General features: G+C 65.8%; 10 protein-coding genes, 2 tRNA genes and 1 pseudogene. 3 read left to right on the top strand and 10 right to left on the bottom strand.

Going from position 1 to position 14,218, the window contains the following annotated elements:
- Nucleotides 1-236: 236 nt before the first annotated feature.
- Together ASD86_RS06735 and ASD86_RS06740 are read left to right on the top strand one after the other, a co-directional pair.
- Nucleotides 237-2,951, top strand: coding sequence for a sensor histidine kinase KdpD (locus ASD86_RS06735; protein WP_056108538.1), 2,715 nt, complete (start codon nt 237-239; stop codon nt 2,949-2,951).
- Nucleotides 2,948-3,685, top strand: coding sequence for a response regulator (locus tag ASD86_RS06740; protein ID WP_056108541.1), 738 nt, complete (start codon nt 2,948-2,950; stop codon nt 3,683-3,685). The genes ASD86_RS06735 and ASD86_RS06740 overlap by 4 nt, the downstream gene beginning before the upstream one ends.
- Before the next feature lie 431 nt (nt 3,686-4,116).
- On the opposite strand, the gene ASD86_RS06745 is transcribed toward ASD86_RS06740, so the two are convergent.
- The 9 genes and pseudogenes from ASD86_RS06745 to lexA form a co-directional block, all read right to left on the bottom strand.
- On the bottom strand, nt 4,117-4,527 hold the full coding sequence (locus ASD86_RS06745; protein WP_200957213.1) for a DUF6717 family protein: 411 nt from the start codon (nt 4,525-4,527) through the stop codon (nt 4,117-4,119).
- Nucleotides 4,528-5,248: 721 nt separating this feature from the next.
- Nucleotides 5,249-5,325: transfer RNA gene (locus ASD86_RS06750), tRNA-Arg, on the bottom strand.
- A gap of 130 nt (nt 5,326-5,455) precedes the next feature.
- Nucleotides 5,456-5,548, bottom strand: a tRNA-Ser gene (locus ASD86_RS06755).
- A gap of 77 nt (nt 5,549-5,625) precedes the next feature.
- Nucleotides 5,626-5,829 (bottom strand): carbon storage regulator CsrA, encoded by a 204-nt coding sequence (csrA, locus tag ASD86_RS06760; RefSeq protein WP_036111509.1) that lies wholly within the window; start codon nt 5,827-5,829, stop codon nt 5,626-5,628.
- Between the two features lie 144 nt (nt 5,830-5,973).
- The gene (gene alaS / locus ASD86_RS06765) at nt 5,974-8,607 is read right to left on the bottom strand and encodes an alanine--tRNA ligase (RefSeq protein WP_056108544.1); all 2,634 of its coding nucleotides are present in this window, start codon (nt 8,605-8,607) and stop codon (nt 5,974-5,976) included.
- Nucleotides 8,608-8,770: 163 nt separating this feature from the next.
- Nucleotides 8,771-9,238: pseudogene (gene recX, locus ASD86_RS27705) on the bottom strand (recombination regulator RecX); the annotation flags it as partial.
- Between the two features lie 563 nt (nt 9,239-9,801).
- On the bottom strand, nt 9,802-10,830 hold the full coding sequence (gene recA / locus ASD86_RS06775; protein WP_056108547.1) for a recombinase RecA: 1,029 nt from the start codon (nt 10,828-10,830) through the stop codon (nt 9,802-9,804).
- Nucleotides 10,831-10,867: 37 nt separating this feature from the next.
- Nucleotides 10,868-11,107, bottom strand: coding sequence for a hypothetical protein (locus ASD86_RS06780; RefSeq protein WP_157476252.1), 240 nt, complete (start codon nt 11,105-11,107; stop codon nt 10,868-10,870).
- A gap of 16 nt (nt 11,108-11,123) precedes the next feature.
- A complete protein-coding gene (gene lexA, locus ASD86_RS06785; RefSeq protein ID WP_036111519.1) occupies nt 11,124-11,771 on the bottom strand; it encodes a transcriptional repressor LexA in 648 nt (215 codons plus the stop codon).
- A gap of 148 nt (nt 11,772-11,919) precedes the next feature.
- Between lexA and ASD86_RS06790 the strand changes: the two genes are divergently transcribed.
- Complete coding sequence (locus tag ASD86_RS06790) at nt 11,920-12,861, top strand: helix-turn-helix domain-containing GNAT family N-acetyltransferase (RefSeq protein WP_056108552.1); 942 nt, start codon at nt 11,920-11,922, stop codon at nt 12,859-12,861.
- A gap of 291 nt (nt 12,862-13,152) precedes the next feature.
- On the opposite strand, the gene ASD86_RS06795 is transcribed toward ASD86_RS06790, so the two are convergent.
- Nucleotides 13,153-13,653: a CinA family protein gene (locus ASD86_RS06795; protein WP_056109166.1), complete on the bottom strand. Its 501-nt coding sequence runs from the start codon at nt 13,651-13,653 to the stop codon at nt 13,153-13,155.
- Between the last annotated feature and the right edge of the window lie 565 nt (nt 13,654-14,218).

The raw sequence follows: 14,218 nt of genomic DNA on the forward strand, positions 1-14,218 counted from the left end.
TACAAGCCTCGCAGCGCTGGATGAACTGCGCGGCCTCAAGCTTAGAGCTGGAAGCAACAGACGAGGCAAGGGCAAGGGCAACCGCAACCGAAACCGCAAAGAACCCTCTTGCGCGGCCCAGACGGCGCCAACCAAAGACCAAGAACGACATCCAGTTTCCGAGCCAAAACGCCCAACCCCGGAACCACACAACCCATCACTACACACCCCTCACCCACCCAGCGCACAATTCCCCCATGACCGACCCCCGCAGCGCCCAAGCCGATGCCCTCATGGGCGAACTGCAACGCCAGGGCGCCGGTCGCCTGACCATTTTCCTGGGCGCCGCGCCCGGCGTCGGCAAGACCTACACCATGCTCGGCCGCGCCCGCGAACTGCAACGCCGCGGCATCGACGTGGTGGTCGGCATCGTCGAGACCCACGGCCGCGCCGAAACCCTGGCCCTGGTCGAAGGCCTCGACGTGCTGCCGCGCAAGCGCCTGGAGTACCAGGACCGCGCGATCGAGGAAATGGACCTCGACGCGCTGCTGGCGCGCAAACCCAAGGTCGCCCTGGTCGACGAACTCGCCCACCGCAATGCGCCCGGTAGCCGCCACGAACGACGCTGGCAGGATGTGCTTGAGCTGCTCGATGCCGGCATCGACGTCTACACCACGATCAATATCCAGCACCTGGAAAGCCTCAACGACGTCATCCACCGCATCACCGGCGTGCGGGTCAGCGAGACCGTGCCCGATGCGCTGTTCGATCGCCTGCGCGATATCGTGCTGGTCGATCTGCCGCCGCGCGAGCTGATCGAACGCTTGCAGCAGGGCAAGGTCTACGTTCCCGAACAAGCCGCGCATGCGCTGCAGGCATTCTTCTCGCCCTCGAACCTGACCGCGCTACGCGAGTTGGCGATGCAGACCGCCGCCGACCGCGTCGACAGCGATCTGCGCGAGGCGCAGACCGCGCGCGGCCTGCCCGGGGTGCCGTTGCGTCGCGCCGTGTTGGTCGCGATCGACGGCCTGGGCCAGTCCGAATACCTGGTGCGGGTTGCGCGCCGCATCGCCGAACGCCGCGATTCGCCGTGGATCGTGGTAACGGTGCAGGCCGGCAAAGCGCCCGCCGAAGCGCGCCAGTCCGAACTCGACCGCGCCTTCGCGCTGGCGCGCCGGCTCGGCGGCGAAGCGGTGGTGCTGCACGGCAACAGCGTGGTCGATGCCCTGCTCGATCATGCAGAACGCGCCGGCGTGTCGACCATCGTGCTGGGCCGCACCCGCGAGCGTCCACTCGCGCGCATGGTCAACCGCACCCTGACCCAGCAACTGATCCAACGCGGCGCGCATTACGAACTGACCATCGTCAGCACACCGGAAGCGCGCGCGCGTGCGCGCCGTTCGCTGCGCGACAGCGGCGGCCGGCTGCGCGGCCTGCTGACCCGCAGCGACGCCGGCCTGGCCGTGGTCGCCGCGACCTTCGCCACCGCCTTGGCCTGGGTCGCCGAACGCTGGATCGGCCTGGGCGATCTGTCGCTGATCTTCATCGTCGCGGTGGTGGTGGTGGCCGCGCGCACCCGCATGACCGCGGCGGTGATCGCCTCGGTGCTGTGTTTTCTGGCGTACAACTTCTTCTTCATCGAACCGCGCTACACCTTGCTGATCGGCGCGCGTCAGGGCGTGGCGACGGTGCTGCTGTTTCTGGCCGCGGCGCTGGTCGCCGGACGCCTGGCTTCGAAGCTGCGCATGCAGGTGTTGGCGCTGCGCGCATCCAACGCGCACGCGACCGAACTGCAGACCTTGGGCCGCGAATTGGCCACGGCCGCCGACGTGGGCCAGGTCGTGCATGCCGGACGCAAAGCGCTCAAGCGTTCGCTCGGGGTGGAAGCCTTCGTTTACATCGGTGCGGCGCCGCTGCGCGGCGAGCAGTTGCCGGAGATGAGCGATAAAGATCGCGCCGCGGCCGACTGGAGCTTGAAGCATCGCCAGTCCGCCGGCCGCTACACCGATACCTTGGCCGGATCGGAGTGGTGGCTGTTGCCGCTCAAAGGCGAGGCATCGGCCGACGCGCCGGCGGCCGGCGTGGTCGGCTTGCGTTTCCCGTCTTCGTTGACGCGCCTGGGCGCGGAACAACGCCGCCTCGCCGAAGCGATGACCGACGATATCGCCCAAGCCATCTTGCGCACCCGATTGGTCGCCGACCTGGAAGACTCGCGGGTCAGCGGCGAGACCGAGCGGCTGCGCTCGGCGCTGCTGTCGTCGGTCTCGCACGATCTGCGTTCGCCGCTGGCCTCGATCATCGGCGCGGCCAGCAGCTTGGATCATTACGCCGAGGCGATGCCGCGCGAGGATCGCCATAGTCTGCTGGAAACCATCCGCATCGAAGGCGAACGCCTGGACCGCTACATCCAGAACCTGCTCGACATGACCCGGCTCGGCCACGGCGGATTGGCGCTCAATCGCGACTGGATCGGCGTGGACGAATTGATCGGCTCGGCGGTGACGCGCCTGCAACGCTACGAGCCGCGCGCGCGCTTCGACGTGCGGCTACAAGCCGGGCTCGGCCCGATCTGGGTGCATCCGGCGCTGATCGAGCAGGCGCTGTTCAACGTGCTCGAGAACGCGGTGAAGTTCTCGCCGCCCGACGTGGCGGTGGTGATCGACGCGCGCCGGGTCGACGCCGATCCCGGCGCGAATACCGAGCAGGTCCTGCGCATCGACGTCAGCGACCGCGGCCCGGGCATTCCCGAGGACGAACGCGCGCGCATCTTCGACATGTTCTACAGCGTCGAACGCGGCGATCGCGGCCGCCAGGGCACCGGCCTGGGCTTGGCGATCTGCCAGGGCATGATCGGCGCCCACGGCGGCAGCGTGGTCGCCCTGCCCGGCCTGGCCGACGAGCAAGGTCGCCGCGGCACCACGATCCGCATTACCCTGCCGCCCATCGAACCCGTCGCGGCGCCCGCATCATGACCGAGGACCACGCTCCGCATCCGCACCCACCGCAGCCGGCGAGCACGCCGCCCGCGCGCGTGCTGGTGATCGACGACGAGCCACAGATCCGCAAGTTCCTCGACATCGCTCTGCGCGCGCAGGGCTACGCGGTCGAGCTGGCCGAACACGGCAACGGCGGCCTGGAGAGTCTGGCCACGCGCGGCGCCGATCTGGTGATCCTCGACCTGGGCCTGCCCGATCGCGACGGCTTCGACGTGCTGCGCGAGCTGCGCCAGTGGTCGAGCGTGCCGGTGATCCTGCTGACTGTGCGCTCCAGCGAAGCCGAGAAGGTCGCCGCGCTCGACGGCGGCGCCAACGACTACGTGACCAAGCCGTTCGGCGTGCAGGAGCTGATGGCGCGCGTACGCGCCCTGCTGCGCGCGCACGGCCCGCAGGGCGAAATCCTGCCGGTGTTCGACGACGGTCAGTTGCGCATCGACCTGGCCCGGCGCGAAGTCCACCTGCACGGCGAACCGGTCGTGCTCGCGCGCAAGGAATACGCGTTGCTGGCGATGCTGGTCCAGCACGCTGGCCGCGTGGTCACCCAACCGCAACTGCTGCGCGAGCTGTGGGGCCCGACCCATCAGGAAGACACCCATTACCTGCGCATCCTGGTCGGCAAACTGCGGCACAAACTCGGCGACGACGCGGCCGCGCCGCGGTATATCGCGACAGAGCCTGGGGTGGGGTTGCGGTTTATCGAGACGCGGTGAGCGGTGTCGGAGCGGCATGAGCCATAGCCATGATCCGTACCTGCGGCCTAGTACCTGAGGCCAGGCCCGCGTCCGCACCCACGAATGCGCAACTGCGACCAACTGTCGATGCAGTTGAACTCACCTGTCCACGACGGACGTTCGATGTAATCGCAATCGCGCAGTCGTGCGGCTCGCGCCACTCCTACGTCAGCCGACTGAGGGAGCTGCGCAAGCTGCGACCGCGAACCAACAACTGCGACGGAAGTACGATACGGCTGGCATCACCCGACCACGACGGACGTTCGACGTAATCGCAGCAGCGCGGTCGCGGCGTGCGCCGCTCCTACAGGAGGCGACTGTAGGAACTGCGCAAGCTGCGACTGCGCATTCTTGATTGCGACGAATGCTCGATGTAGTTAAAACCGCTAACCCGCAGCTGCAACGGAGGTTTAGCGTCCCCGCAATCGCGCTGCCACGGCGCTCATCGCCCTAAAAACCTGATCACGATGCCACGTCAACTCTCTTGGCGCGAAACTGCGCATACAACTTCGGCGGTGGCGACTCGAAGTAGCGCAGCAATGCCGGACACAGCCAGCCTTCATGTCGATCGATTCGCAGCGATACCAATTGCCGCTCAGATCGGCGCGCCGCCAAACCAACTCGAGCTGGAAGCCCGGGAATGGCAGCGGCGAGAACAACAGGGTGAAGCCGCTCTCGGCATTGTCGATGGACGCGGCCATGCGTTCGATGATGTCGTCGGCTCCGGACACGAACGGCTCCTGGCTCAAGCCGACGGCCGCGTCGTCGAACACCCACATGCCGTGGGCCTTGTACGGATGGATGGCGACAATCGCGTTCATGGCGGCGGTGTTTTCCTTGTGGGCCGAAGGCGCGGAGTATGGGTCCGCTTGGGTCGGCCGCAGAAGTGGCCTGAGCGGTGAGCGGTGAGCGCGAACATGCCATCAGGAAGACCTATGCCGCGACTGGAATCATCCAGTGGTTGCCATGGGAGGCCTTCGACGTAACCTCAGTAGCGCGGTCGCGGCTCGCACCGTTCCTACAAGGACGACTGTAGGAGCTGCGCAAGCTGCGACCGCGAATTCACACCTACGGCGATCCGGTACACGGTTGGCGTCACTCAACGCGGGCAAGGACTTTCGACGTAGGCGCAGTCACGCGGTCGCGGCTCGCGCCGCTCCTACAGGGAGCGACTGTAGGAGCGGCGCAAGCCGCGACCACGAATTCACAACTACGACGATCCGATACGTGGCTGGTGTCACCCAACGCAAGGACTTTCGACGCGGGCGCAGTCACGAGGTCGCGATGAACTTTCGAAGGGCTGAAATACACCGTCGAGGCCACGAAGGCCTTCTGGCGTCACCGCAGTCACGGCTACAGCGAACGTGCGAGAACGACAGAGCGACCAACACACGGACGATATTGCGCCGAAATCGCTCAACTGCGAGGCCTCGACTGCAAGGTATGGATGCCGCGGATACACGCAGAAAAACCCGGTGCAAACACAAAAATCCGACGCAAAGAAAAACCCGGCAACCTTTCGATTGCCGGGTTTCTTTGTAGTGGTGCGCCCGGAAGGATTCGAACCTCCGACCCCCAAGTTCGTAGCCTGGTGCTCTATCCAGCTGAGCTACGGGCGCCTAGTTGGAAAATTATGACGATAAATCCGCACATCGTCAACATTTTTCAAACCGTTTTTTTGCTTTTCCGTCGGTACCGAATTCGACGAATCCGCAAAGAAAAGCCGCTGTTTGCGGCCTTTTTTACAACTGGCGGAGAGTGAGGGATTCGAACCCTCGATAGAGCTTTTGACCCTATACTCCCTTAGCAGGGGAGCCCCTTCAGCCTCTCGGGCAACTCTCCGCATCGATCAAGCAATGCGGGCGGGAAGCATAACGGCTCACCCGTTTTACAGCAACGCTTACGGCCAACTTTTTTTATTAGCCGCCCGCGTTTTTACCAGAATCGTCCGACGCGTCCTCACCCCGCTGGATGCGCTGATAGATCTCTTCGCGATGGACTGCGACATCTTTGGGCGCGGTAATACCGATACGCACCTGGTTGCCCTTGACGCCGAGCACGGTGACGGTCACCGAGTCGCCGATCATCAGGGTTTCGCCGACGCGACGCGTCAGGATCAGCATTGAAAACCTCCTCGAGCCGGGACCGTAGTACCGGCGTTGGCATTCTTTTCCATCAGGAAGAATGCTTCAATTTGTACACAAACGTGAACCATCTTAGCGACCGGTCAAACCCGGTCGCAAGCGATAGAAGTCACTGTTCGCCATTCACACAAGCTTACTCTCAACCCACTGCGCAACGCCCGCAAGAGCCTGGACCAGGGCCGGGCCGTCATCGCCACCGCCCTGCGCCATGTCCGGACGGCCGCCGCCTTTACCATTGATCTGACCGGCCACATGCGCGAGTAGTTCTCCCGCTTTGACCTTGCCAACCGCGCTTCCGTTCACTCCGGCGACCAGGGCCGCCTTACCGTCGCTGGCACCCGCCAGCACGATCACCGCGTCGCCAAGCTGCTGTTTGAGGCGATCCACCGCCTCGCGCAACGCCTTGGCATCAAATCCTTCCAGCCGGGTCGCTACCAGCTTGACCCCGCCGATGTCCGCCGCCGAGCCGGCCAGGTCCGAGGCGGCGCCGGAGGCGGCCTTGGCCTTGATCGACTCGAGCTCGCGCTCAAGCTTCTTCTGCCGGTCCAGCAGCGCGCGCAGCTTGTCGGCCACGTCGCCGGCATTGCCGCCCAGCAGGCGCGCGGCCTGCTCCAGGCGCTGCTCCTCCTGGGCCACGTAGTCCAGCGCGCCCTGCCCGGTCAGCGCCTCGATCCGGCGCACGCCGGCCTGGACGCCGCTTTCGGCGACGATCTTGAACAGGCCGATGTCGCCGGTGCGCGACACGTGGGTGCCGCCACACAGCTCGGTCGAGGCTTCGCCCATGCGCAGCACCCGCACCCGGTCGCCGTACTTCTCGCCGAACAAGGCCATGGCGCCGAAGTCGATGGCTTCCTGCATGCCCATCTGGTGGACTTCGGCTTCGTAATTGCGCCGCACGTCGGCGTTGACCTGGCGCTCGATCTGGGCGAGCTCGGCGTCGGTCATCGGGTTGAAGTGCGAGAAATCGAAACGCAGGCGGTCCGGTGCGACCAGCGAGCCCTTCTGGGTCACATGGTCGCCGAGCAGGCGGCGCAGGGCCGCGTGCAACAGATGGGTCGCCGAATGATTAAGCACGGTCGCGCTGCGGCGGGCTTCGTCGACGGCGCCCAGGACGCGGTCGCCGCGCTTGAGGGTGCCGGCGGTGAGCCTGCCGATGTGGCCGTGGAACTGGCCGGCGAACTTCTGGGTGTCGTCGACCACGAAACGGGTGCCGGCTTCGTCGAGCTCGCCGCTGTCGCCGACCTGGCCGCCGCTTTCGGCGTAGAACGGGGTGCGGTCGAGGATCACCACGCCTTCGTCGCCGACCCGGAACTCGTCGACCGGCACGCCGTCGCGCAGCAGCGCGACCACTTGCAGGCCGCCATCGGTCAGGCGGTCGTAGCCGAGGAACTCGGTCGGGGCGAGCTGCGTGGCCAGTTCGGCCGGCATCCAGGTCTTGTTGCCGAACGGGCCGGCTTCGCGCGCCCTGCGGCGCTGCTCTTCCATCTCGACTTCGAAACCGGCCATGTCGACCGACAGGCCGCGCTCGCGCGCGATGTCGGCGGTCAGGTCGGCCGGGAAGCCGTAGGTGTCGTACAGCTTGAACGCGTCAGCGCCGGCGATGACGCCCTGCGAGCGCGCCGCGATCTCGTCGAAGATGCGCATGCCCGAATCCAGGGTCGCGGCGAAGCGTTCTTCTTCCGCGGCCAGCGCGGCTTCGACGAACTCGCGCTTGGCGGTCAGCTCGGGATAGGCATCGCCCATCACCTCGACCAGCGCCGGCACCAGCTTGTGGAAGAACACGCCCTTCTGGCCAAGCATCCAGCCGTGGCGCAAGGCGCGGCGGATGATCCGGCGCAGCACGTAGCCGCGGCCGTCGTTCGACGGCAGCACGCCGTCGACGATCAGGAACGAACACGCGCGGATGTGATCGGCGATCACGCGCAGCGATTTGTTGTCCAGGTCGTCGGTGTGGGTGTACTTGGCCGCTGCGGCGATCAGATGCCGGAACAGGTCGATTTCGTAGTTGCCATGCACGCCCTGCAGCACCGCCGCCAGACGTTCCAGGCCCATGCCGGTATCGACGCACGGCGCCGGCAACGGCAGCAGCGTGCCGTCGGGCTGGCGGTCGAACTGCATGAACACCAGGTTCCAGATCTCGATGAAACGATCGCCGTCCTCGTCGGGCGAACCCGGCGGGCCGCCGGCGATGTGATCGCCGTGGTCGTAGAAGATCTCGGTGCACGGACCGCAGGGGCCGGTGTCGGCCATCTGCCAGAAATTGTCGGAAGCGAACGGCGCGCCCTTGTTGTCGCCGATGCGAACGATGCGCTCGGCCGGCACCCCGATCTTCTTGTTCCAGATATCGAAGGCTTCGTCGTCGGTCTGGTAGACCGTGACCAGCAGGCGCTCGGGCGCCAGACCCCAGACCTTGGTCAGCAGCTCCCAGGCCCAGACGATCGCGTCGTCCTTGAAGTAGTCGCCGAACGACCAGTTGCCGAGCATTTCGAAGAAGGTGTGGTGACGCGCGGTGTAGCCGACCTGGTCGAGGTCGTTGTGCTTACCGCCGGCGCGCAAGCAGCGCTGCACGTCGGACGCGCGCACGTAGCCCGGCTTTTCGCTGCCGAGGAATACGTTCTTGAACTGCACCATGCCCGAGTTGGTGAACAGCAACGTCGGGTCGTTGGCAGGCACCAACGGTGCCGACGGCACGATGGTGTGGCCTTTGCCCCGAAAAAACTCGAGGAAATCGCTGCGGATTTCAGTGGTGGTCTTCATGCCTGGGATTGATTTGCCTGGTCGGGAGCGGAGCGCTCGACCGAACCCATGCCACCAGATGGGGGCATCGACTGGAGCAGGCAACCCGGGACCCGAAAGCCGCGTAGCCTAGCAGGCCCCGGGGTTTTATGCGCAAGGCCGTGCGGGAAAAGTACCCGTCCGTTCAGTCCTCGGCGCAAGAACGATTCGCATTACGCGCGGTATCGCCGTCGAAGCCGCGCCGCATCAGCAAATCGGCGGCCTTGCGGCGCAGCGCCGGATCGCTGGCGAAGTCCTCGCCGAAACGGCGCCGGAGCAAATCCCGGGCGTTTTCCAGCCAATTTCCTTCATAGGCGGCCAGCGCCTGGGCAATGGCCTCGCTGTCGAGGCCATGCATGTTCAGTTCGGCGCGGATATGCACCGGGCCATAGCCGTTGCCGGCCCGGCTGCGGATCAGGCTTTCGGCGAAGCGGTGGTCATTCTGCCAGCCGGCATCGGCGAGCCGATCGACGGCAGCCACGACCTCCTCGCGATCCAGGCCGCGCGAGGTGAGCTTGCGGGTCAGCTCCTTGCGCGAATGCTCGCGACGGGTCAGCAGACCGAGCGCGCGCTGAGTCGGAGTTTGTTCGGGGCGTACACGGCGGCGCTCGCGGCGGGCCGGGCTTACTCGACCTTCATCGAATAGCGGGCTGTAGCCGTCTTCGGCGAGCGGGCCGGTGAACGGGCCGGCGCTGTCGCGACTGTCGGACGGGTCTGGCGTGGACGTTTTTTCGGCGAAATGGGCAGCCGTGGGCTGTTTTAGCCCGGCCGATGATCCGGGCTCCCGGTCAAGGCGCCCGCGTTGGCCGGCCTGGGTGCCGGAGCCCGACCTAGCCCCGGAATGTCCTGCCCCCTGCCCTCGACGCTGCGCCCCGTCGCCGCCATCACTAACGTCGCCGGCTCCGGAGCGGTCATCCCGGTCCGGCTGCCCGGACGCATTCTCGATGAGGCCATCTTCCATGATCTCCTCATCCGAGGACGATGCCGATATCGCCCCGTCTTCGATCGCGCGCATCCTTGCCCGCAACTCGGCCAGACGATCGCCGACACGACCGGCGGACGGTTCGCCGCCCGGCGTGGTCGTGTCATCGGCGCCGCGGTCGCGGCGCTTGCGTTCGTCCCGATCGGAACTCATCGGTATCTATATGGCGTTTTCTACAGGCGCTTACGGCAGGGTCAATCCTCGCTGACTTCCTCTTCGCGCGGGGCATCGGTGGGCACGAACTTCTCGCGCAACGCCGCTTCCAGGCGAGCGGCCATCTCGGGGTTTTCCTTGAGGTACTGGCGGGCGTTTTCCTTGCCCTGGCCGATACGCTCGTCGCCGCAGCTGTACCAGGCGCCGGACTTCTCGACCAGCTTGGCTTCCACGCCCATGTCGATCAGTTCGCCTTCGCGCGAGATGCCTTCGCCGTAGAGGATTTCGGTGACGACCTGCTTGAACGGCGGGGCGAGCTTGTTCTTGACGACCTTGATCTTGGTCTGGTTGCCGATGATCTCGTCGCCCTTCTTGATCGCGCCGATGCGGCGGATGTCCAGACGGATCGAGGCGTAGAACTTGAGCGCGTTGCCGCCGGTGGTCACTTCCGGGCTCTGGCCCGGCATCATCACGCCGATCTTCATGCGCAGCTGGTTGATGAACACCACCAGGGTGCCCGAGCGCTTGATGTTGCCGGTCAGCTTACGCAGCGCCTGGCTCATCAGACGGGCCTGCAGGCCCGGCAGCTGGTCGCCCATTTCGCCTTCGATTTCGGCCTTCGGGGTCAGCGCGGCGACCGAGTCGATCACGACGATGTCGACCGCGGCCGAACGCACCAGCATGTCGGCGATTTCCAGCGCCTGTTCGCCGGTGTCGGGCTGCGACAACAGCAGGTCGTCGACGTTGACGCCGAGCTTGGCGGCATAGATAGGGTCGAGCGCGTGCTCGGCGTCGATGAAGGCGGCGGTGCCGCCCTTCTTCTGGCATTCGGCGATGGCCTGCAGGGTCAAGGTGGTCTTGCCCGAGGATTCTGGACCGTAGATCTCGACCACGCGGCCCTTGGGCAGGCCGCCGATGCCCAGCGCGATGTCGAGCATCAGCGAGCCGGTACCGATGACTTCGGTGATCTCGACCGCGCGGTCGCCCATGCGCATCACCGAGCCCTTGCCGAACTGCTTGTCGATCTGGCTCAGAGCGGCGGTAAGGGCGCGCTTCTTGTTCTCGTCCATCGTGGTGTTCCTTAAGTCGTGTCGTGGTGAGGGGAAGTTAGAGGACGCGGATCGCAGAGGTTGAGACCGTCGCGCCTGGAATCAAATTATCTGCGTCGACAAGCTGGGAAAGCCGGGCGACGGCCTGCGCCGGGGTCGGATTTTCCCCTGTCGGCGGCGCGGAAACCGCCCCGAGCACCGCGGCGGCCAATCCCTGCAAAGCCGCTTGCGCGGCGTGGATCGGCGCGCAGCTTCGGACCGATCCGTAACGATCGAGATGTACGTGGGTGCGATCCATGAGTCGGCGATCCATCTCAGCGATTGGGCCGGACCAGGCCGCAGTACAGGCCCTCGATCGCGAAATCCTGATCGGGCTGGACCTCGATCGGCGCGTAGTCGGGGTTGCGCGGCAGCAGGCGGATGCGGTCCTTGCCGATCTTGAGCAGCTTGACGGTGATCTCGTCGTCGATGCGCGCGACCACGATCTGGCCCGAACGCGCATCGTGGGTGCGGTGCACGCCGATGAGGTCGCCGTCGAAGATGCCTTCGTCGCGCATCGAGTCGCCCTTGACCTTGAGCAGGTAGTCCGGCGACGGGAAGAACATGTTGCGATCGAGCAGGACGTAGTTGTCCGGCTCCACCCCGGCGCCCGAGCCGATCGGCGAACCGGCCGCGACCCGGCCCAGCACCGGCAGTCGGATCGCGTCCTCGTTGGCCGAGGCCAGCCCCAGTTCGCGCTGGGCCTGCGGCGGCGGCTGCAACACCCGGATGCCGCGGGCGCGGCCCGGCATGCGCTCGATCGCGCCGGCGGTTTCGAGCGCGTCGAGGTGGTACTGCGCCGCGCGCACGCCCTTGAATCCGAACGCCTTGGCGATCTCGGCCTGGGACGGCGGAAGGCCTTCGGCGTCGATCCGCTCGGCGATCAGCGCGAGGATGGCTTGCTGGGTGTCGGTCAGATTCATGGTTAGTAGTATTACTACTCATGTTCGAAGTTAGTAGTAATACTACTAAGACGCCAGACCAGCAAGGCCGTTCGTCCGGATTTTATTTGACTAAGTCAATCAATTATCCGAGTCTGCCTCCGAATCCACCGCAATCGCCGATGCCGCCATGGCCACCGAAATCGAGACCGCCCAGGTCGATGCCGTCCGCGCCTTCAATCGTTTCTATACCCGCCGGATCGGGGTGCTGCAGGAAGGCCTGCTGGACAGCCCCTTCACCCTGACCCAGGGCCGCGTGCTGTTCGAGCTGGCCCAGCGCGAACCGGTCGCGGCGCGCACGATCGGGGATGCGCTGGGCCTGGACCCTGGGTATCTGAGCCGCATCCTGCTGGGTTTCGTCAACACCGGACTGGTCGAGAAAACCCGTTCCGAGCACGACGGGCGCAGCTTCGCCCTGACCCTGACCGAGGCCGGACGCTCGACCTTCGCCGGGCTCGACCGCACCTCGCACCAGGCCACCGCCGAACTGCTGGCGGCGCTGCCGCCGCTGCAGCGCGAGCGCCTGTTGCGCGCGCTCGCCGACGCCGAACAGGCGCTGTCGCCGCCTGCTTTGCCGGCAGCACAGCGGCTAGTGATCCGCACCCACCGGATCGGCGATATCGGCTGGGCGATCGAGCGCCACGGCCGCCTGTATGCCGACGAATACGGCCTGAACGAAGAATTCGAGGCGCTGGTGGCGGGTTTGTTCGCGCGCTTCGCCAGCCAACACGACCCGCGCAGCGAGCGTTGCTGGATCGCCGAACTGGACGGCGAACGTGTCGGCTGCGTGTTCGTGGTCCGCAATCAGGACGATCCGCAGGCGGCGCAGTTGCGTTGCCTGCTGATCGATCCGCGCGCGCGCGGGCTGGGCCTGGGACGGCGCCTGGTCGAAACCTGCATCGGGTTCGCGCGCGAGGCCGGTTATCGGCGAATGATGCTGTGGACCAACGATGTGCTGGTCACCGCGCGCAGGATCTACGAGGGCTGCGGCTTCGTCCTGACCGAGGAGGAACGCCACCACAGCTTCGGGCAGGATTTGGTCGGACAGGTTTGGCGGCGCGAGCTCGATTGAGCTTGGGTTGGCAGGCGCGGATGGCTTGTTCGAGCGAGCTTCGGGCTTGACGCTCGATGATTGCGGACCACGCCGGTACGTCTGATTTCACGGTGGTGTCTGTTGCTTTTGTGCTTTTGCTTTCAGATCAGGAGCAAAAGCGAATCCCCCCTACCCCCCTTTTACAAAGGGGGGAAAAGCGGTGTGCGGCGGTTTGGGTGGGCACGGGGACGCATCACGCCGCGACAGCCTCGAGGTAACGCAACACCTCAACGGATGGCGCGGAGCGCGCGAACACACCGCCGCCGGAACTCAGACCGCCAGCGCCTGCATCCCGCGCAGCGCCGCGGCCACGCTGTGCCGGCGCACCGCCTCGCGATCGCCGTCGAAATGGAAGACCTCGGCGCGCGGGTAGCCGTTGCGACGTTTCCACGCGATCCAGACCGTGCCGACCGGCTTGTCGTCGGTGCCGCCGCCGGGGCCGGCGATACCGGTTACCGCGACCGCGATGGTGGCGCCGGTATTGGCCAGCGCGCCGGAGACCATCTCGATCACCGTCTCGCGGCTGACCGCGCCGAATTGCTCCAGGGTCTGCGGGCGCACGCTGAGCAGCGCCTGCTTGGCCTCGTAGCTGTAGGCGACCAGTCCGCATTCGAACCAGGCCGAGGAGCCGGCGATATCGGTCAGGGTCTTGGCGATCCAGCCGCCGGTGCAGCTTTCGGCGGTGACCAGCATGTGGTGGTTGAGACGGGCGGATTCGCCGATCTGCTGGGCGAGCCGCTGCAGGGCGGCATCGGAGGTGTCTTCGGTCATGGCGCCCATGATAGCCGGCGATGGGGTGCGGGCTTTGCCTGTGTGGTCGGGATGAGGGGTGGCCCTTGGTCGACCGGTGCGGATTCGGATTCGGATTCGGATTCGGCTAGCTTGGCCTCGGCGTCGGTCGTCGCTGCAACCATTGGCTCGTGTCCGGCGGCAAATCGGGCGCTTGGCTGACCAGTTGATCGGGCTCATGCTTTGAACGGGCCCATGCGGCGAGGTTGCCAGGGCCGTCATCCCCGCGAAGGCGGGGATCCAAGGCTCCACCGAAGCATGACTCTGAAGTCTCTGGATCCCCGCCTGCGCGGGGATGACGAGCAAGAGTGGATGCGGTCTTGGCGACCAGAAGAGGATGCGACTTTGGCGACGATGCGCGGTGTCGGGTGCTTCGATATTGCCGCACGCTGAAGTCACTGGATTCCCGCTTTCGCGGGAATGACGAGCAAGAGCGGATGCGGTCTTGGCAATGATGCGCGGTGTCGGGTACTTCGATATTGCCGCGCTCTGAAGTCACTGGATTCCCGCGTTCGCGGGAATGACGAGCAAGAGCGGATGCGGTCTT

The organism is Lysobacter sp. Root690, from assembly GCF_001427785.1.
In the GTDB taxonomy this organism is placed as follows: Bacteria; Pseudomonadota; Gammaproteobacteria; order Xanthomonadales; family Xanthomonadaceae; genus Lysobacter.